The organism is Corynebacterium mycetoides, assembly GCF_900103625.1.
GTDB classification, from domain to species: domain Bacteria; phylum Actinomycetota; class Actinomycetes; order Mycobacteriales; family Mycobacteriaceae; genus Corynebacterium; species Corynebacterium mycetoides.
This window is the reverse complement of sequence record NZ_LT629700.1, coordinates 1,701,788-1,719,676: the sequence shown is the minus strand read 5'-3', so window position 1 is coordinate 1,719,676 and position 17,889 is coordinate 1,701,788. Positions and strand designations below refer to the sequence as shown.

Here is a 17,889-nt window from a genome sequence, read left to right as displayed (position 1 = left end):
GTCGGAAAACCCCGTCACCGAAACGGCACCTCGCCGATGGTCCGCCGCAGCTTGCGGGTGCGCAGGCGCTCGGGGTTCTTGGCTAGCTTCTCCATCGTCATGACCGCGCACATCACGTGGGCCTCCTTCGAGTTGGAGTAGAAGGCCTGAGCCGCGGCGGGCAGCTTCGGCACGGCGTGCAGCGGCAGGTCGGACACGGCGAGCAGGGTGCCGTAGGGCACGCGGTAGCGGTACCCGTTGGCGGCGATGGTGCATGATTCCATGTCCACGGCCGCGGCTGTGGAGCCGCGCAGCCAGTTCCACAGCTCCTTCGGGGACTTCCACTCCCAGTTGCGGTCGCCCGTGGACAGCACGGTGCCGGTGCGCATGAGCGACGGGTCCTCCCCGTAGATCTTCTCCACGGTCTTTTCCAGCGTGCGCTGGATCTCCGGCACGGCGGGGATGGGCTGGTCGCGGCGGATGTGGTCGTCGAGGAGGTTGTCGTGGCGTTCGTAGGCGTTGCCCAAAATGAGGTCGCCGATACGCATCCGGCCGTCCAGGCCGGCGCAGTGGCCGATCATGATCCACGCCTCCGGGCGCAGCACGGCCAGGCAATCCGTGATCGTCTTCGCGTTGGACGGGCCCACACCGATGTTGATCATGGTGATGCCGTCGCCGTTGTCGGTGACCAGGTCGTAGCGCGGCATCTGGCGCGGCGAGCCGAGGTCGATGTCGTCGGGGTTCTCCCTGGGCTCCACCTCACCCGACGGCAGGATCAGCCTGGTGTAGCGCGAGCCTTCCTCCTCCATCGCGCGCAGCCCGAAGCTGACGAACTCGCGGGTGTGCATGGCGTAGTTGGTAAACAGGATGAAGCGCTGCACGGTGTCCACCGGGATGCCGGTGTAGTGCTCGATGCGGGCGCAGGCGATGTCGAAGCGCTGCGGCCCGAAGTGGAACAGCGGTTTTTCTTCCCCGTGGAACGAGTCCCACTCACCGTCGATGATGGCGTCGTGGACGTCGTCAAGCGTGGGGCGGGGCACCGCGTCGGAGTAGGCGGCGCGCACCTCGGAGAGGCCCTCGACCCCGCGGATGTACTCCGGCGGGATGCGGATGTCCGAGTAGCCGACACGGATCTCGGTGTCGTAGTTCGTGCACAGGGCGCGCAGCTGGTTTCTCAGGTACGGCGCCATGAGGTCCGGCCGCGACAGCGCAGCGGAATACGTGCCGGCCGCGTCGACGTAGCCGAAGGGTTCGCGGCGGTCCACCGGCGCCCACTGCTTGATGTCCACTGCGATCTTCGGGTAGAGAACATTCTCATACCCGGCGTAGTCGCCGGAGGCGATGGTGGTGCGGGCGAGCTCGCACGACGCGGCATAGAGCTCCATTAGCTTGGTCACGCCGTCCTCGACGCTGTCCACCCTCTCCATGACGTGCTCCATGACCACCCACCCTACTGAACTATCGTGGGCGACCATGGGTATCGCAGATATTGCACGGTCCGCGGAACGGCGCCTGGTGCGCGCGGGGGTGCGCCGGAAGTCGCGCGCGAACTGGGTGCCCCGGGCGACGGGGTTCACCGGCTACGGCAGCCCCGAGCGGGCCCGGGTGGTGGGCCGGGTGCTCATGGAGGACCCCGCCGGCAACCACGGCGTTGCGCAGCGAGGGTGGCGCCAATTCATCACCACCCCCGTGCCGGAAACCCCCGTGACGGTCGAGCTCGGCGGGCAGCGGGTTCACGCGCGCACCAACGAGGAGGGGTACTTCGAGGTTCTCATCCTGGGCCACGGGCTGGAACCCGGGTGGCACGAGGCCACCGTCACCGTCGTGCTCAGCGGGATCCGGGAACCCGCTCCCGTGCAGATCATCGGCGACGAGGTCACACGCGGCATCATCTCGGACGTGGACGACACCGTCATGGTGACCATGCTGCCGCGGGCGGTGCTCGCGGCCTGGAACTCGTGGGTGAAAAAGACCAACACGCGGCAGCCGGTCGAGGGGATGGCGCAGTTCTACGCCGCGCTGCGCGAGGCCGACGAGCCGGTGTTCTACCTCTCCACCGGCGCGTGGAACACCTACGACACCCTGGTCGAATTCGTTGCACGCCACGGCCTCCCGCGGGGACCGCTGCTGCTGACGGACTGGGGGCCCACGCCCACCGGCCTGTTCCGCTCCGGGCCCGAGCATAAGCGCGTGCAGCTGCGCAACCTGCTTATCGACTTCCCCAACATCACGTTCACCTTGGTCGGCGACGACGGCCAGCACGACCCGATGATCTACTCCGATCTCGTCTTCGAGCACCCGGACCGGGTGGAGCTGGTGGCCATCCGTGAGCTCTCGCCCTCCGAGCACGTCCTCGCCCACGGCAGCACCACGACGATCGCGCAACCGGGCAACTACCGGGGCGTTCCCTCCATCTCGGGCCGCGACGGCCACGCGCTGAAAGCCGAGTGGGACAAACTCTCAGGTAGCGTTTAAACTCCCCTCACGTGAACACGTGTAAAGGGCTGCTGCCCGCCCTTTTTTTGCTTGCAGGCTGCGCCCCCGCGCCTCAACCGCCGGCCGTCGCCACGATCGAAGAGTCCCGGATCGCCCAGGTCGCAGTGTCCGCACCGATCGACGTCAACGGCACCCTGAGGTCGCTGCACGACGACCTCGACGAGATCGAGCGGGCCACCGGCACGGAGCTGGGCATCGCGCTTTACGACGGCCACATCAACGGCCACACAGGCTCAGTCGCAACCCTACCGTCCTGGTCCACCGTCAAGGTCCCCATCGCGCTGGCCTCCCTGGAGCACTGCTCCTACAGCGACGCCGCGATCTCGTCGATGATCGAGGCCTCCATCGAGTGGTCGGACAACGACTCCGCCCGGGCGCTCCTTAGTTGCGTGGGAACGGAAAAGGTGGCCGAAGAAGTGGCCGAGGCCGGCGCATCCATCGAGGTCAGCCCCGCCTTCGGGCGTTCGGAATGGCCGCTGGCGTCGGCGGCCCGCTACGGCTGGTACTTGTCCACGCTCGACGAGGACAACGAGGTCATCGTCGCCATGAACAACATCGTGGAGGAGCAGCGATGGGGTCTGGGCAACGTCGAGGGCGCCGTGTTCAAGGGGGGCTGGAGCGGCGACAGGCTCGACGGGTCCTGGCACTCGCGCCAGATGGGGTTCGTGCGTGTGGGCCACCGCGTGGTCGGCGTCGCCATCGCGTCGCGCTCACCAGCGGGTTCTTACGCAGACACCATCGATGCGCTCGACCAGGTGGCGGTGGCCCTCGGCGAGGAGCTGGGGGTAGGAATTCACCCCCGATAGCGCACCGCGCCCCGAAGTGTGACAAGCTCATCCGCAGTCGCAAAAATTGTTACACAGTTCTTTGAAAAGGTTCGCGTGCTAGCAGGGATTAACAGTCGTTTTTCGGCTCGCGGTGACAGTGAATCATGCTGCCACTCGTAGCACCACCACAAGAATTTGAAGGTAATAATATGGCACAGGGCACTGTGAAATGGTTCAACGGCGACAAGGGCTTCGGCTTCATCGCTCCTAACGACGGTTCCGCGGACGTGTTCGTCCACTTCTCGGAGATCCAGGGCACCGGATACCGCAACCTCGAGGAGAACCAGCAGGTCGAGTTCGAGATCGGCGAAGGCGCAAAGGGCCCCCAGGCCCAGCAGGTCGTCGCACTCTAAGAACGACGCGCACGCGCACCGCCTCACCTTCGGGTGGGGCGGTGCGGGTTAAACGACAAAATGTGTGTCTGTTGTCGGCGTGTCGCGGGGTTAGATGTGGCCTTTTTGGATGCCGATTGAGTGTGTGTAGTTGGTGTCGATAGCGTTGTCGTAGAGGGCTGGTCGTCCGGTTTCGTGGTCGGCGTGGTTCTCGTTGTGGGTCAGGGTGGATACTTTGGCGAGTTGGTCCTGGCCCCAGTTGGACTGCCTGGCGATCTCAACAGGATCGTCAGGCAGTTCCGTTTGCAGATACAGCCACCACTCCAGCATCCGACGCTGATGCTCCCCGGATCGTCCGCGGTGGGTGCGGGTCAGCAGTTTCAGTTGGGCGTTGATGCCGCCTTCAAGGCTGTTGGTGGTGGATTTGATCCGGTTGGCATCGAGGACACCGTCGGGTGGTTCGAGGTAGACGAACAGTAGGTTGTTTCGCCACAGGTGGTTGAGGCTGTTGTAGGCCTTGCGGGTGCGTTCATGCGTCCATGACCAGGTGCGTTGCCGTGTCGCCGGGTCGGTTGTCCACGTTTTCTGGTTCATCCAGTCGCGGTAGACGTTGCCGTATTCGTGTAGCTGCGCACCCCACGCGGCCGCCTCGTCAAGATCGGTGATCTTCGTGAGGTTGAGCGCGAGCTGGTAGATCGCTCGTCCTGCATCGGTGCGTGGGCGTGAGGTGGTGTGTCGGCGTACCACGCGTTGGGCGTGGACGAGGCAGCGCTGCACTTTCGTTGTGGGCCAGCATGTCTTGATTGCGCTGGCAGCGCCTTGGCCGCCGTCGATGACAGCGATCAGGGGCGCGGGGATACGTTCGAGGAGCTTTTGGTAGTCGCCGGTGGTCTCACGTGTGCACCAGTGCCAGGCGATGACGTGATCCAAGGTGGCGGCTACGATGAGACACCCGCCGGCGGTGTAGGTGCCGTCGATGAAGACCTGGTCGTAGACCCGGCCTTCGTGCCCGATCGTGGGATCGGGGACATCAACTAGCCAGAAGTATTCAAACCGGCGTTGCAGGGTACGCGGATGACACCCTGCTTCGGCAGCAGCGGTTCTCAAGCTCGCACCGGTCGTGAGGTGGGCGATAAATGCTGCGAAGGCTGCGGAGTTGGTGATATCGGGGCGCTGCTTGGTGGTGGAAGCGCCGCAGATTTTGCACCGCCACCGGGTGCGGTTGGCGGAGGTCTTCCCGTTGCGTTTCGTCTCGCCGCCGCACACCTGGCATCGGGGTTGGTTCTTCGGCATTGATCAAGCCAACACCGGCGCCTACCACACGCTGCTGTCACACCCCAATATTTCGCCGCCCTGGGACGGATATAAGCTCCAAGATCATATACTTTCCGGATTACCGCTGATCAACCCAAACAAATCGATGAATCCGGACACACATTTTGTCGTTTAACCCGGCGGTGCGTGTCTGTTTTTAGCGCTCGAGCCACTCGGAGCGAAACTCCCCGTGGCGCGAGCAGGTGGCAACCCAGCCGAACGGGTTGAGCTTGACCACCATTCGGCGCCCGCACAGCGGGCAGATGCGCGGCACGTCCCACTCCCGCCCTTCGGGGTGGGAGAAGCTGACTCGGCCGGACGCGACGGCGTCGGCAAGCTCGGTGCTTGCGGGCGTTTTCACTTACAAAACCTTGATGGTCTCGAACACCACGCGGTCCACGGCGTCGCGGTCGCGCTCGATGGGCCGGCCCGCGGTGGTCAGGTAGTTGCCCCCGATGATCGCGTTCGCGCCGCCGAGGAGGCCGCGTTCAGTGCCGTCGTCGCCAAGCGCGAGCTCGGTGCCCCCGGCGAAGCGCAGCTGGGCGCTGGGCATGGCCAGGCGGAAGGCGGCGACGGCGCGCAGCGCCTCACCTTGGGACACCAGCGGGCGGTCGGCGAACGGGGTGCCGGGGCGCGGGTCGAGGAAATTCATCGGCACCTCGTGGGGGGCAACGTCAGCCAGCTGGGCCGCGAACTCCGCGCGCTGCTCGAGCGACTCGCCGAGCCCGATGATGCCGCCGCAGCACACCTCCATCCCCTCGGCGCGGACGTACTCAAGGGTGTCGCGCCGCTCCTGCCAGGTGTGGGTGGTCACCACGTTGGGGAAGAAGGAGCGGGCGGTTTCGAAGTTGTGGTTGTAGCGGCTCACGCCCATCTCGCGGAGGCGGCGGGCCTGGTCGCGGGTGAGGATGCCGAGCGAGGCGGAGATTGAGATGTCCACCTCGGCGTTGATCGCCTGGATGGCGTCTTTGACCTGGTCAAGCAGGCGTTCGGTGGGGCCCTTCACGGCGGCGACGATGCAGAACTCGCTCGCGCCCATCTTGGCGGACTGTCGCGCGGCCTCCACCAGCTCGTCGATGTTCAAGGTCACCGCGCGCACGGGGGACTCGAACAGGCCCGACTGGGAGCAGAAGTGGCAGTCCTCGGGGCAGCCGCCGGTTTTCAGGGAGATGATCCCCTCCAGGCTGACCTCCACGCCGCAGTGGGCGACGCGGACCTGGTGGGCGAGCTCCAAAAGGTCGGTCAGGTGCTCATCGGGGATGGTGAGGACCTCGAGGATCTGGTCCTGGGTAAGGCCCTCGCCGCCTTCGAGAACGGTGGCGCGGGCGGTGTCGACAATGGTGTGCATGGAGAAACTATCGCACACCACTGAACGGTGTTCAAGTGCTTAGGGCTGGTCGTACCTCAAAGCGTCGAGGGTCGCGCGGCAGCGCCGCATCACGTCGCGCGTCTCGGCAACCGTGCGGCCTTCGCGGACTGCCTCCGTAAGCTGGGCGGCCACCCCGTTCGCCAGCAACTCGGCGGTGGGCCGCAGATTCTCCTCCACGACCTCCGCACCGGACCGCTCGAGGTTGGCGCGCAGCTCCGTCTCCAGGAACGGAATGAGCTTGCCCACGCTGTAGCTGTGGATGCGCCAATGCACCGGCCCGTCGCACAGGTTCCGCATTGCCTCCCGGTGCGGCTCGATGGCCGTGAACAGGCTGGTAACCAAGCCCTCCGGCCCACTGAAGGAGCGCGCGTGTTCTTTCGACCACTCGAACGCGGTCTCGATCATCTTCTCCCCCGCCGCGTACAGCAAGGCATCGCGGTCGGCGAAGTGCTCGTAGAAGACCTGCCGGCTGAGCTTTCCCTCCTTGACAATTTGGGACACAGACAGCGTCTCCGCCCGGTTCGTCTTGAGCAGCCCGATCGTAGAATTAATGAGCGTCGCGCGGGTGCGCACGGCGCGCGGGTCCGTGCTCATTTCCCGTCTCGCCACATTCCCCACCTTTCCGCCACTTGTTTCACACACGATACATGCACATTCGCGCATATGACTAATCCGTTAGACTTTGAAACTACACTCCACCCCATGACCAACACCATTTCTCCGGCCGAGGCGGCGGTGTCCCTGCTGAAGGAACTGATCCGCAACGCGTGTGTGAACGACTTGACCCCGGATTCGGGCAACGAGGTCCGCAATGCCGATACCCTGGAGTCCTTCTTCGCCGGCACCGGCGTGCGCGTGCAACGCTTCGAGCCCCACCCGTCGCGCGTGTCCATCGCCTTCACCATCGACGGCTCCGACCCCGAGGCGGAGCCGCTCACCCTGCTCGGGCACACGGATGTGGTGCCCGTCGACCTGCCGCGGTGGACGCGCGACCCCTTCGCCGCCGAGGAGGACGGTGGCAGAATCTACGGCCGCGGAGCGACGGACATGCTCTACATCACCGCCGCCATGGCTGCGGTGACCCGCGACGTCGCCCTCTCCGGAACCCGGCCGCGCGGAACCCTCACCTTCGTCGGGTGCGCCGACGAGGAAGCCCGCGGCGGCCTGGGCGCAGGGTGGATTGCACAGAACCACCCCGACGCCTTCAGCTGGCGCAACTGCCTCTCCGAGGAAGGCGGCAGCCACTTGCCGGTTGCGGACGGGACGGACGCCCTGGTTGTCGTCGTGGGCGAAAAGGGCGCCGCCCAGCGCCGCCTGACGGTGCACGGCGACGCCGGGCACGGTTCCACGCCGTACGGGCGGGAACTAACCGTCGGGCTCATCGCCGAGGTCGCGCGGCGGATCGCCGCCACTTCCCCCGAGGTCAGCGGCGACGACCTGTGGCAGGGGTATGTGCGCGCCTTCCGCTTCGACCCCGCCACCGAGCAGGCGCTTATCGACGGCTCCGGGTACGCCGCCCTAAAAGACCTCGCACGCTACTCCCACGCAATGAGCCACCTGACCGTCTCCCCCACCGTGCTGCGTGCGGGCTCCGCCATCAATGTGCTGCCGTCGACCGCCTCGCTGGAGCTGGACATCAGGCCGCTGCCCGGCCAGACGCAGGGTGAGATCGACGACATGTTGCGCGAGGCTTTAGGAGACCTCGCGCAGCGCGTGACCATCGAGCACCTGATCACGGAGGACGCCACCGTCTCGCCAGCCTCGGGCCCGCTCTATAGCGCGATCGTGGACACCTTCGACGAGTTCTTTCCCGGCGTGCCCGTCGTACCCACCATCGCCGCCGGCGGATCCGACCTGCGCTTCGCGCGGCGCGCGGGCGGGGTCGGATACGGATTCGCGCTGCACCGGCGTGGCCAAACCCTCGGCAACGTGCTGGATCTATTGCACTCCCACGACGAATACGTCGAGGTAGAGGACGTCAAGCTCACCGTGAGCGCCTACCGCAGCCTGGTGCACCGGTTTCTGGGAGCCTGAAAACGTGCCATAATCAGCGCATGACTTCCCGCCTGAGCGCCGTCGCCCTGGCCGCGGCACTGACAGTGACCACGCTTTCCGCCCCGTTCGCCTCCGCGGACCCGATCGATGACGTCCTGGCCAAGCTGCCGTCCGGCCCGATCAGCTGCCAGCAGGCGTCCCGCTACTGGACCAACGACGCCGACTACCAGTCCCGCGTGCGCCAGGCCCAAACGATCGCCCGCTTCGACTCCCGCGGCCCGCAGATCCTCGCCGCCCTCGCGCGTGTCGACGAAGCAGCCAACCGCTGCGGCCTCAAGGGGACCTCGAATGCGAACCCGGCCCCGCTGCCCGCGCCGGCCCCGGCGGCGCCCGCAGCTCCCGCTCAGACTCCCGCAGCTCCCGCCCTTCCGGTGATCGTGCTTGCACCGCAGGGCGTGCCCACCTTTGACGTTCCCGTCGCCGACATCGCGATCGTGCGCCTCCCGGACCTCGCCGTGATGGCGGCGAACGGTTCCTCCCTCCCGTTCTAATTTTTTAAGCGCGCGGCCACTCGTAGAGCGTCTGCCCGCCCGAGTGGACGCGGATGCCGGGGGACGGCGCCAGCCAGGCGTCGACAAGCAATTCGGCATCGTCGGTGAACGACCGCAGCGAGATGGTCTCGTTCGTCTTGTCCAGCACCTCCGCGGACGCGCCGACGAGCCACGCGTTGCGGCGGCGCAGGCCGATGAGCGCCTGGTGTTGTTCAAATATCCACCGTCCCAGGGGGGACAGCTCGTCCGGGCTGGCGGGGAGGGCCGGGCGCACCGCGTCGTCGGCCTCGAAACCGGTGGTGCGCAGCCCCTCGAAGCCCTGCTCGTCGCCGTAGTAGATTGAAGGCATGCCGGGCAGCGTGAGCATGAGCGCGGTGGCAACCAGAGCCTTGTCCTGACCCACCTTGGATGCGATGCGGTCGACGTCGTGATTGCCAACGAAGATGTTCGGCAGGACCCGGGCGGCGATGTCGCGGTGGCGCTCGATGGCGTGGGCGAGCTCCCAGAAGTTCACGTCGTGCAGGGAGGACCACAGGGCCTTCCACAGCTCGTATTGGGTGACGGAGTCCATGGTTCCGGCCTGGGCGATCTCGGCGTAGTCGCCGTGGATCACCTCTCCGAGGAACAAGGCGTCGGGGAACTCGGCGCGGACGCGGCCGAGAACGTCGGACCAGAAGTCTGCGGGGACGGAATACGCGACGTCGAGACGCCAGCCGCTGATGCCGCGCCGCAGCCAGTGGTACATGATGTCGGTCACCATGTCGCGCACGCGCGGATCATCGTGGTGGAGCGTGGCCAGCTCCCCGTGTCCCTCCCAATCGGTGTTCCCCGCGAGCCCAGCGCCGACCGCTGGGTGGGAGCGCGCGACGTGGTTGAACACGCCGTCGAACATGACCTTGATGCCGCGGGAGGCGCACTCTGCCAGCAGCCAGTCGACGTCGGCGTCCGTGCCCAGGCGGGAATCCACCGTGTAGTGGTCGAGGGTGTCGTAGCCGTGGGTCACCGACTCGAAGATCGGGCCCAGCAGCAGGCCGTCGCACCCGAGCTCGATGAGGTAATCCAGCCAGGGCTCGAGCGAACGCAGGCGGTGTCCGGCGTCCCCGCCCGCCCTGTTGCGGATGGGAGCGCCCGTTGCGCCGAGCGGGTAGACGTGCCACCAGATGGTGTCTCGAATCAACGTTGAAACTCCTGTCGGCGAGAAATCGGTCCCGCTCAGCATATAGCGCGGGCAAGCGGCGAATCGAGTGCGGCTAGATGTTCTGCCCTTTGCGGATCAGCGGCTCGAGGCGCTCGGTGAGGCGCTTCTTCCATTCCTCCGCGATGTCGGCGTAGTTGTGTTCGCGCTGGTGCATGCCCCGGTGCGTGAAGTTGACCCGGGTGCTTCCGTCGCCCGCGTCCTCCAGATCGAAGATGATGTCGGTGTTGCCCCACTCCTTGTCCTCGCCGCCCCGGTCCGTCGGCTCCACGCGCCACACCAGGCGGTCGCCCTCGTCCGCTTCCGCGACCGTGAGCTCGGCGTACGTGGAGTCGTTGTCGAAGCGGAACTCCCCGCCCTTTTCGCCGACCGACCCGCCGGTTGTTTCGATCGAGTCGTCCCACCACCGCTGCGGCTGGCAGATCGCGCTGTAGACCTCGTCGCGGGGGACGTCGATAGTAAAAGATGTTGAAAAATCCTTCAACGCCTCGAAGCGGGTGCCGTCGGAGAACTCGTAGTCCGGCATCGCCGAGTCCGGGTCGTAGATGGACACGTTGAAGCCGGTGTCGCGAATTTTGCGGATTCCCTCCTTGATGAGCAACCGGCCCGCCTTGTTGAAGGAGGTGACGTTGCGCACGTCCAGCACGAGGTGGCTGCCGACGAGCCGGTAGTCATCCAAGTCGTGCAGGATCTTCTCGGCCGCCGGGAAGTTGATCATCCCCTGGAGCTGCACCACGGTCGTGTCCTCCCTCCGGTCCACGGACCTGATACCCGGCGCGGTGTAGTAATCCGAGCTCATGAGGTTGAGCCCGAGCATGGAGGAGAGCTCCCGGAAGATTCTCACCCCCCGCACCGAGTTTCCCTGCTCGTTGAGCCTCGGGCTGAGGGAGGCGATGCCCATCTGTCCCGGCATGGTGCCGATCAACCCGCCGGCCACGCCGGACTTCGCGGGGATGCCCACGTCCACCATCCAGCGCCCCGAGCCGTCGTACATTCCCGCCGAGCTCATGACCGCCTGGGTGACCCGGCTCGCCGTCGCCGACATCACGCGCTCTCCCGTGATCGGCTGCACGCCGCCGTTGGCCAGGGTCGCCGCCATGACGGCGAGGTCTCGCACTGTGACCAGGATGGCGCACTGCTGGGTGTAGGAATTCACGGCGTCGTGCGCCTGGTCCTGCACCATGTCGAACTCGCTGAGCAGGTGCGCGATGCCCAGGTTGCGGTGGGCGGTTGCCAGCTCGGTGTCCACCACGCGGGTATCAATACGCAGCTCGCGGCCGGCCAGGGAGGAGAAGAACGCGCGGATCTTTTCTACCCGCTCCTCCACCGAGGAATCGGCCCCGTTGATGAGCTGGTTCACCGCGATCGCCCCGGCGTTGATCATCGGGTTGGAGGGCCGGTTGGTGGTGTCATCGAGCGAGATTGCGTTGTACGCATCGCCCGAGGGCTCGACGCCGACGACCTTGTGCACCTCGTCGGGTCCGAGCTCCTCAAGCGCCAGCGCATAGACAAAGGGCTTGGAAATGGACTGGATGGAGAATTCGTAGTCGTCATCGCCCACCGCGTAAAGGTGGCCCGAGGTCGTGCACAGGGCGAGCCCGAGCTTGTCGGGGTCGGCGTCCTTGAGAACGTCGATGTAGTCGGCGACCTCGCCGGAGTCGTCGTCGCGGACGAGGTCGAGGATTTTCTCCAGGTACTCAGGTACGGGTGTCGGCATGATGCCGATACTACGTCGCTGGGACCCGCCTCGCTCACCCCGGATAGGGGTAGTTTGGAGGGGCAAACCAGGCATCACTAATACCATTTCAAAGGGGGTTTCTGGGAAATTGCGCGGAGAAATCCGACCGGCGGACCGGCTCCGCCGAGCCCGGAAAACTGGGAGTATCCCAAGTTTCTGGGAATCCGACCGGAAATGTAACGGCAACCATTAAGTGAAATCTAATATCTCGGGCGAAATAATTTGCCCCGGCTATTTCCCTCCCCGGCGCGGCTTTTCTAGGGTGGATATCGACCGAACAAACCGATCGAAAGGAAAGTCACCATGACCGACATTTTCTACAACCTCGTCAACTTCTTCACCAACACCCTCAACGACCTGCTGAAGCTCCCGGTGGAGCTGTCCTCCGGCCTTTCCTCGGCTCTCGGCCTCTAAATCTGGCCCCTGAGCAAGGAATCTAAGCCGCAGCCTCCGGGCTGCGGCTTTTCCGTGCGCACCCCCGCCTGGGGGTAGCCGCCCCATGGGCACCGGGGGCACGCGAGAACCGTCCGCACGGTGGCGATTGATACTTTCGTCCCCACCCGGACCTGCTCTGACCTGCGCAAAGAGGGGACGAAAGTAGATAGCGCTGCGCCTTCGCCGCGTTGTAGTTTTCGAGTGTTCGTTGAAAACCGCACCGAAAGGAAGAGCACCATGTCCATCCTCTCTGACCTCCTCATCCACATCGTCGCCGTCCTGGGCGAGAAGCTGTCCTCCGCCATCGACTTCGACTCCATCATCGCCGGCCTGTCCTCCGAGGGCGGCAGCTCCGCGGCTGACACCGCCGACGCCGCGACCACCGCCACCACCACCGCAACCGCTACCCCGGCTCCGGCTGCTCAGTAGCCACACGATCTCAGCGCAGCTCGCTCCGCCCACCCCGGGCGGGGCGAGTTTTTCTGTTTCCTGACAGGTTGGGCGACTTTCACTACTATCGGCGTACACAACCTATGAAAGGAAGCGCATGAAAGCCTTAACGTGGCAAGCAAAACGGACGGTGAGTGTGGAAACCGTCCCCGACCCCCAGATCATCGAACCGACCGACGCCATCGTGCGTATCACCTCCACCGCGATCTGCGGTTCCGACCTTCACCTCTACGAAGTCCTCGGGCCGTTCATGGACAAGGGCGACATCATCGGCCACGAGCCGATGGGCATCGTCGAGGAAGTCGGCTCGGCCGTGACCAACATTAAGCCCGGCGACCGCGTCGTCATCCCCTTCAACGTCTCCTGCGGGCACTGCTACATGTGCCGCCGCGGCCTGCAGTCCCAGTGCGAGACGACCCAGGTCCACGAGTACAACACCGGCGGCACCCTGCTCGGCTACTCCCGTCTCTACGGCTCGCTGCCCGGCGGCCAGGCCGAGCTTCTGCGGGTGCCTCACGCTGATTACGGCCCCATCAAGGTCCCCCAGGTCGGCGAGGACGAGCGCTACCTCTTCCTTTCCGACGTCGTGCCCACCGCGTGGCAGGCGGTCCAGTACGCCAACACCGATGAGGGCGGCACCTTGGCCGTGCTCGGCCTCGGCCCGATCGGGCAGATGTCCGCGCGCATTGGCAAGCACCTCGGGCTGCGCGTCATCGCCGTGGACCCGGTGAGCGAGCGCCGCGAGATGGCGGAGCGCCACGGCATCGAGACCCTCGGTTCCCTCGACGGCACCGCAGACCTCCTGCGCGAGCTGACCGACGGCCGCGGCCCCGACGCCGTGATCGACGCCGTCGGCATGGAGGCCCACGGCGCCCCCGTCGCAGGTGTGGCGCAGGCCGCCACCGGCCTCCTGCCCTCCCCCGCCGGTCGCGCGATGATGCAGAACGCGGGCGTGGACCGCCTCTCGGCCCTCTACACCGCCATCGACGCCGTGCGCCGCGGCGGCACCATCTCACTCGCCGGCGTCTACGGCGGCGCGAAGGATCCGCTGCCCATGCTCAACATTTTTGACAAGCAGATTGAGCTGCGGATGGGGCAGTGTAACGTGCGCAACTGGGTCGATGACCTTCTGCCGCTTGTCGACGATCCCTCGGACCCGCTCGGCGTGCTGGACCTGAAGACCCACACCGCGTCCCTGGATGAGGGCCCCGAGATGTACGAGAAGTTCCAGAAGAAGGAAGACGGCTGCATCAAGGTGGTGCTCAAGCCGTAAACGGCGAGAGCGCGGTTCTCACTCCTGCGTGACTGCGAAGGCGACCGCGCCCTTACCGGCTGCGGTCAACGGGCCCTCGGAGGGAGAGATCCACGCGGCCTCACCCGGACCGAGAATGACGCCGCCCACGGTGAGCTGACCTGCGGTATTAATCACGATCGCGGGTCCGCTCACCGTGGCGCCGTTTTCCAGGTCGCCCAGGGGGGCGACGCGGAAGTCATCCACCGGGACCGCGTAGCGCCCGCCGACTACGGCGACCCGCGGGTCCTCCAGGGCCTCGAACTTCAGCACGGAAAACAGCTCCGCGGTGTCGATGTGCTTGGCGGTCAACCCGCCGCGCAGCACGTTGTCCGAGTTCGCCATCACTTCCACGCCCAGCCCGCACAGGTAGGCGTGGAGGTTTCCGGCGGACAGAAAAATCGCCTCGCCCGGTGCGAGCGTGACGTGGTTGAGCAGCAGCGCCGCCACCACGCCGCTGTCACCGGGGTATTCGCGCGCGATGAACGCGAGATTGCGGGCGACCTCGTTGCCCGTCAACTCTGTGGCACGCTGCGCCACGGCGTCTGCTGCCTCCGATTCCATCGCCCAGGTCAGGGCGCGGGATAGCTTGTCGGAAGCGTCGAGGGAGGCGTCGACAAGCAGGCGCTCAAGCTCGGCGAGCGCGGGCAGATTAAAGGCGCGCACGAGCTCGAGCGTGCGGGGGATGGGCCGGAAGCCCGCCATCGCGCGAAACTCCGTGAGCGCGATGAGGATCTCGGGCTTGTGATTGGCGTCGCGATAGTTGCGGTCGGGCGCATCAACGGCGATCCCGGCGGCGTTCTCGCGCGCGAACCCGGCGCGGGCCTGCTCGCGGGAGGGGTGCGCCTGCAGCGACAACGGCTTGGCGGCGGCCAGCAGCTTCACCAGAAACGGCAAGGGCTCCGCGCCGTCGCGGGCGATCACCTCGTCGAGCGGGCCCGCCTCGGTCAGCGAGGGCGCGCTCGGGTGCGCGCCGAACCACAGCTCCGCCTCCGGTGTGCCGGACGGCTCACGCCCCTGCAGGTCGGCGATCAGGTCCGTGTGCCCCCAGGCGTAGTTGTGCATTGTGCCAGTGAGCTTTAGGGCCACGGTTCCTCCGATCGCTCGTCATGTCCGGCACCACACTACACGGCTATTTAGCGCTCCTCTTTCACGAGGAACTCGGGGATCTCACTGACGGCGGTGACCACGACATCGTGGAGCTGGTAGTCGACCTTCTCTACCTTCTGCCGCAGCTCGCGCAGCTTGTCGACGCTCACCTCACGCCCTTCCCGTGGCACCACGAACACTTCTGCGTGCAGCACGTGGCCGAGATCGCGGAAACGCGCCGAGGCATCCTTGACCCAGTCGGTGCGCTGCGCCGCATCCACCGCCTTGTCCAAAACGGGGTGCTTGTTGCCGTCGAGGTCGGTCGGGCGGGCGTCAGTAAGGTCGCGCACCGCGGTCCGCAGGTTGTTCACGCCGTCCCACACGATGGAGAACGACACCACGATCGCCGCGACCGCATCCATCCACCACAGCCCGATGCCGACGCCGAGCACACCGACGATGGTGGCCACGCCCGTCATCCAGTCGGCCTTGTTCATGTCCGCGTCCGCGTAGAGCACCTTGTCCTGCAGCGGCTCGGCGATCTTGAGCTTCAGCCGCCCCAGGATGACGGGTCCGATGACGGACAGCGCCATCACGGCGACCATCAGCCACCCGAGCCAGATGCTGCTGCCGAACAGCACGACGGTGCCGATCGGAGGCTTCTCCTGGTTCACCAACCCCACTGCGGAGCCGCCGAGCAGGAACGCGCCCATCGCCAGCAGCGCAGAACCCGCCACCACGTGCCCCACGCCGATCGCGCGGTGGTGGCCGAACGGGTGCTCCGCGTCGGGGTTCCTCCTGATCACGCGGGTGGCCACGAGGAACGCGATGGGCGGCAGCAGCGAGAGGAGATCCTCGTACCACGCCGCCTTCATCGCCTGCGACTGGCCGGACACGATGCCGACCAACGCGACGGTGACGGTGAGCACCGCCAGCGAGATCCACTCGAGCTGCACGGCCTTGTGCAGCAGCTCGCCTTGCTTCTTCGGCAGGGCGTCGATGCTCGTGCCCGTGCTCGCCTCGTCCACGCGGGCCATCAGATCTCACCCTCCTCGTGCGCCAGGTACCGCTCGAGAGCGACCATGAGCTTGTTCTCCCCCATACGCAAACCCATCACCATCTTCTCCTCGTTTCCGTCCTGGCTGGTCACGGTGGTGTACGGGCGGGTCAGGGCCATGTGCGTCGACCACGGCGACGCGCTGGTCAGCCCGCCGACCATGACGTCGATCTCGCCGTCCTCCATCCATCCCGCGAGCACGCTCTCGGAGGCCACCTTCCACTCCACGTCCGCGTTGATGGAGTCGGCGAACCCGCGGATCAACTCCGCCTCGGAGCCCGTCACCTCCCCGCTGCGGTCATCCACGCTGGTCCACGGCTCGTGCTCGGACAATCCGACGACGAGCGTGCCGTCGGCCGCCCGGTCGAAGGTGCCCGCCGGGTCTTTGGGCAGGGCGGAGCAGCCGGTGGCCACTGCCCCGGCCACTGCTGCCGCCCCTATTACCTGCGCTAATAGACGCACCACGCACCGCCTCCATCATCATAGAAATTGCATAAGCGGATTCTACTGGGTATTTGCTGTGCGCGGTGGTGGGTGCCGGCTCGGCCAGATCCACGCGCCCACAACGCGAAAACCGGCCCCGTAACGGTGACCGGCTTAATCTGTGCCCGGGGGGGGACTTGAACCCCCACGTTCTTGCGAACACTGGCACCTGAAGCCAGCGCGTCTGCCAATTCCGCCACCCGGGCGGGCGACTGACTAAATATATCACCCGTGCATATCGAATCTCCAAACCGCAAGCTAGAGGGCGGTTTTCACGCGGGCGTCTAGGTTCATAGCGCCGACACATTTATACTGTCCTAGTTATTGCCGTTATTGCCCTAGTTATTGCTACCAAAGCTGGAAGGGAGGTGCGCGTCAATGTCGATCATGGACAGGCTGGCCAAGCTGGATTCGTCGATGCAGCGCGGGCTGGATAACTCCATGGCCGCGCTGTTCGGCGGCAAGGTCGTCCCCGCAGAGCTCGAGGAGCTGATCAAGCAGGAGACGCAGGACAGCGTGGTTCTCACCGACCGGGACGAGCTGATCGCCCCCAACGTTTTCGCGGTGGGTGTGTCCAGCAAGGACTTAGAAAACCTCTCCCGCGACCAGGCGCTGCCCACCCTTCTGGCGGACCAATTGACGCGTTTCGTGCGGAACCAGGGCTGGTCCTTGGAGGGACCGGCTGTTGTCCGCGTCGCGGAGGAGTCGGGGCTGCGCACCGGCCAGCTGAGGGTGTCGTCCTACATCGACCAGCAACCGGATGTCTCCAGCGGCTTCGACGCCATCGTGTCGGATCCCACCCCCACCACGCGTTCACGCACCCAGGAGGATGCAATGCCCGAGCCCACCGACCACACCGACCACACCGAGCCCACCGAACCCAACGAACCCACCGTGAGCCTGTTGCTGCAGGACGGGTCCTCGCGCACCTACCTGGTGCGGCAGGGGTCGAACATCCTCGGGCGCTCCAACGACGCCGACTTCCGCCTGCCGGACACCGGGGTTTCGCGCCAGCACGCCGAGATCACCTGGGACGGCCAGGTCGCGGTGCTGGTGGACCTGGAATCCACCAACGGCACCACCGTCAATGACGAGCCCGTGGACAACTGGATGCTTGCCGACGGCGACGTGATCACCGTCGGGCACTCCCACATCGAGGTGCGCATTGTCGAGCCGCGCGGCGACCGCCCGCGCACCGACGCCGGGCACAACCCGGACGAGGTCGCACATCCCAGCACCGAGTACTTCCGGGGCGCCAACCCGGACAACGGCGCACGTTAAGGAGCCC

19 protein-coding genes, 1 tRNA gene and 1 pseudogene are annotated in these 17,889 nt (G+C 65.9%); 9 read left to right on the top strand and 12 right to left on the bottom strand.

Features of this window, described 5'->3' with window-relative positions; genetic code table 11:
• Positions 1-14: 14 nt before the first annotated feature.
• The gene (amn, locus tag BLS40_RS08220; RefSeq protein ID WP_092152235.1) at positions 15-1,406 is read right to left on the bottom strand and encodes an AMP nucleosidase; all 1,392 of its coding nucleotides are present in this window, start codon (positions 1,404-1,406) and stop codon (positions 15-17) included.
• A 46-nt stretch (positions 1,407-1,452) separates the two neighbouring features.
• Between amn and BLS40_RS08215 the strand changes: the two genes are divergently transcribed.
• From BLS40_RS08215 to BLS40_RS08205, 3 genes are all read left to right on the top strand, one after another.
• Positions 1,453-2,454: an App1 family protein gene (locus tag BLS40_RS08215; protein ID WP_092151130.1), complete on the top strand. Its 1,002-nt coding sequence runs from the start codon at positions 1,453-1,455 to the stop codon at positions 2,452-2,454.
• Between the two features lie 11 nt (positions 2,455-2,465).
• On the top strand, positions 2,466-3,281 hold the full coding sequence (locus BLS40_RS08210) for a hypothetical protein (RefSeq protein WP_092151127.1): 816 nt from the start codon (positions 2,466-2,468) through the stop codon (positions 3,279-3,281).
• A 170-nt stretch (positions 3,282-3,451) separates the two neighbouring features.
• The gene (locus tag BLS40_RS08205; protein ID WP_092151125.1) at positions 3,452-3,655 is read left to right on the top strand and encodes a cold-shock protein; all 204 of its coding nucleotides are present in this window, start codon (positions 3,452-3,454) and stop codon (positions 3,653-3,655) included.
• 90 nt (positions 3,656-3,745) lie between these two features.
• Here the strand turns inward: BLS40_RS08205 and BLS40_RS08200 are convergent, their stop codons facing one another.
• Complete coding sequence (locus BLS40_RS08200; RefSeq protein ID WP_092148108.1) at positions 3,746-4,927, bottom strand: IS1249 family transposase; 1,182 nt, start codon at positions 4,925-4,927, stop codon at positions 3,746-3,748.
• Between BLS40_RS08200 and BLS40_RS11110 the strand changes: the two genes are divergently transcribed.
• A complete protein-coding gene (locus BLS40_RS11110) occupies positions 4,812-5,084 on the top strand; it encodes a hypothetical protein (RefSeq protein ID WP_172807979.1) in 273 nt (90 codons plus the stop codon). The two genes, BLS40_RS08200 and BLS40_RS11110, sit on opposite strands and share 116 nt — an antisense overlap.
• Positions 5,085-5,105: 21 nt before the next feature.
• Here BLS40_RS11110 and bsaP read toward each other — a convergent pair whose 3' ends face one another.
• From bsaP to BLS40_RS08185, 3 genes are read right to left on the bottom strand one after another with little or no spacing between them, the layout of a single operon-like run.
• Complete coding sequence (gene bsaP / locus BLS40_RS08195) at positions 5,106-5,309, bottom strand: biotin synthase auxiliary protein BsaP (RefSeq protein WP_092151122.1); 204 nt, start codon at positions 5,307-5,309, stop codon at positions 5,106-5,108.
• Positions 5,310-6,296, bottom strand: a complete 987-nt coding sequence (gene bioB, locus BLS40_RS08190) for a biotin synthase BioB (RefSeq protein ID WP_092152234.1) — start codon at positions 6,294-6,296, stop codon at positions 5,310-5,312.
• A 39-nt stretch (positions 6,297-6,335) separates the two neighbouring features.
• Complete coding sequence (locus BLS40_RS08185; protein ID WP_157672463.1) at positions 6,336-6,926, bottom strand: TetR/AcrR family transcriptional regulator; 591 nt, start codon at positions 6,924-6,926, stop codon at positions 6,336-6,338.
• A 93-nt stretch (positions 6,927-7,019) separates the two neighbouring features.
• Here BLS40_RS08185 and BLS40_RS08180 point away from each other — a divergent pair, with 93 nt between their 5' ends.
• The gene (locus BLS40_RS08180) at positions 7,020-8,351 is read left to right on the top strand and encodes a M20/M25/M40 family metallo-hydrolase (RefSeq protein WP_092151115.1); all 1,332 of its coding nucleotides are present in this window, start codon (positions 7,020-7,022) and stop codon (positions 8,349-8,351) included.
• Between the two features lie 20 nt (positions 8,352-8,371).
• On the top strand, positions 8,372-8,863 hold the full coding sequence (locus BLS40_RS08175) for a hypothetical protein (RefSeq protein WP_092151112.1): 492 nt from the start codon (positions 8,372-8,374) through the stop codon (positions 8,861-8,863).
• 4 nt (positions 8,864-8,867) lie between these two features.
• On the opposite strand, the gene BLS40_RS08170 is transcribed toward BLS40_RS08175, so the two are convergent.
• The 3 genes and pseudogenes from BLS40_RS08170 to BLS40_RS08165 all read right to left on the bottom strand — a co-directional run.
• Entirely contained in the window at positions 8,868-10,040 is a 1,173-nt protein-coding gene (locus BLS40_RS08170) for an alpha-amylase family protein (protein ID WP_172808015.1), read from the bottom strand.
• A gap of 73 nt (positions 10,041-10,113) precedes the next feature.
• A complete protein-coding gene (locus BLS40_RS11240; protein WP_231908556.1) occupies positions 10,114-10,542 on the bottom strand; it encodes an SRPBCC family protein in 429 nt (142 codons plus the stop codon).
• Positions 10,534-11,775: pseudogene (locus BLS40_RS08165) on the bottom strand (glutaminase); the annotation flags it as partial. The pseudogene BLS40_RS08165 and the gene BLS40_RS11240, both read right to left, overlap by 9 nt.
• Positions 11,776-12,468: 693 nt before the next feature.
• On the opposite strand from BLS40_RS08165, the gene BLS40_RS08160 reads away from it, so the two are divergent.
• Complete coding sequence (locus BLS40_RS08160) at positions 12,469-12,660, top strand: hypothetical protein (protein WP_092151104.1); 192 nt, start codon at positions 12,469-12,471, stop codon at positions 12,658-12,660.
• A gap of 118 nt (positions 12,661-12,778) precedes the next feature.
• Positions 12,779-13,954: a zinc-dependent alcohol dehydrogenase gene (locus BLS40_RS08155; protein ID WP_092151102.1), complete on the top strand. Its 1,176-nt coding sequence runs from the start codon at positions 12,779-12,781 to the stop codon at positions 13,952-13,954.
• Positions 13,955-13,972: 18 nt separating this feature from the next.
• Here BLS40_RS08155 and manA read toward each other — a convergent pair whose 3' ends face one another.
• From manA to BLS40_RS08135, 4 genes are all read right to left on the bottom strand, one after another.
• Positions 13,973-15,061, bottom strand: coding sequence for a mannose-6-phosphate isomerase, class I (manA, locus tag BLS40_RS08150; RefSeq protein WP_407922405.1), 1,089 nt, complete (start codon positions 15,059-15,061; stop codon positions 13,973-13,975).
• Positions 15,062-15,108: 47 nt separating this feature from the next.
• Positions 15,109-16,098 (bottom strand): cation diffusion facilitator family transporter, encoded by a 990-nt coding sequence (locus tag BLS40_RS08145; protein WP_092151096.1) that lies wholly within the window; start codon positions 16,096-16,098, stop codon positions 15,109-15,111.
• A complete protein-coding gene (locus tag BLS40_RS08140) occupies positions 16,098-16,544 on the bottom strand; it encodes a transporter substrate-binding domain-containing protein (protein ID WP_231908428.1) in 447 nt (148 codons plus the stop codon). Before BLS40_RS08140 ends, BLS40_RS08145 begins: the two co-directional genes overlap by 1 nt.
• A 179-nt stretch (positions 16,545-16,723) precedes the next feature.
• A tRNA-Leu gene (locus tag BLS40_RS08135) sits at positions 16,724-16,807 on the bottom strand.
• A 172-nt stretch (positions 16,808-16,979) separates the two neighbouring features.
• On the opposite strand from BLS40_RS08135, the gene BLS40_RS08130 reads away from it, so the two are divergent.
• The gene (locus tag BLS40_RS08130) at positions 16,980-17,882 is read left to right on the top strand and encodes a DUF3662 and FHA domain-containing protein (protein WP_092151090.1); all 903 of its coding nucleotides are present in this window, start codon (positions 16,980-16,982) and stop codon (positions 17,880-17,882) included.
• The last annotated feature ends 7 nt before the right edge of the window (positions 17,883-17,889 follow it).

Bases quoted from the DNA above. Each gene is read 5' to 3' on its own strand.
- BLS40_RS08130 (WP_092151090.1), top strand. From the start codon at position 16,980: ATGTCGATCATGGACAGGCTGGCCAAGCTGGATTCGTCGATGCAGCGC.
- amn (WP_092152235.1), bottom strand. From the start codon at position 1,406: ATGGAGAGGGTGGACAGCGTCGAGGACGGCGTGACCAAGCTAATGGAG.
- BLS40_RS08205 (WP_092151125.1), top strand. From the start codon at position 3,452: ATGGCACAGGGCACTGTGAAATGGTTCAACGGCGACAAGGGCTTCGGC.
- BLS40_RS08200 (WP_092148108.1), bottom strand. From the start codon at position 4,927: ATGCCGAAGAACCAACCCCGATGCCAGGTGTGCGGCGGCGAGACGAAA.
- BLS40_RS08180 (WP_092151115.1), top strand. From the start codon at position 7,020: ATGACCAACACCATTTCTCCGGCCGAGGCGGCGGTGTCCCTGCTGAAG.
- BLS40_RS08215 (WP_092151130.1), top strand. From the start codon at position 1,453: ATGGGTATCGCAGATATTGCACGGTCCGCGGAACGGCGCCTGGTGCGC.
- BLS40_RS08145 (WP_092151096.1), bottom strand. From the start codon at position 16,098: ATGGCCCGCGTGGACGAGGCGAGCACGGGCACGAGCATCGACGCCCTG.
- BLS40_RS08175 (WP_092151112.1), top strand. From the start codon at position 8,372: ATGACTTCCCGCCTGAGCGCCGTCGCCCTGGCCGCGGCACTGACAGTG.
- BLS40_RS08160 (WP_092151104.1), top strand. From the start codon at position 12,469: ATGTCCATCCTCTCTGACCTCCTCATCCACATCGTCGCCGTCCTGGGC.
- bioB (WP_092152234.1), bottom strand. From the start codon at position 6,296: ATGCACACCATTGTCGACACCGCCCGCGCCACCGTTCTCGAAGGCGGC.
- BLS40_RS08155 (WP_092151102.1), top strand. From the start codon at position 12,779: ATGAAAGCCTTAACGTGGCAAGCAAAACGGACGGTGAGTGTGGAAACC.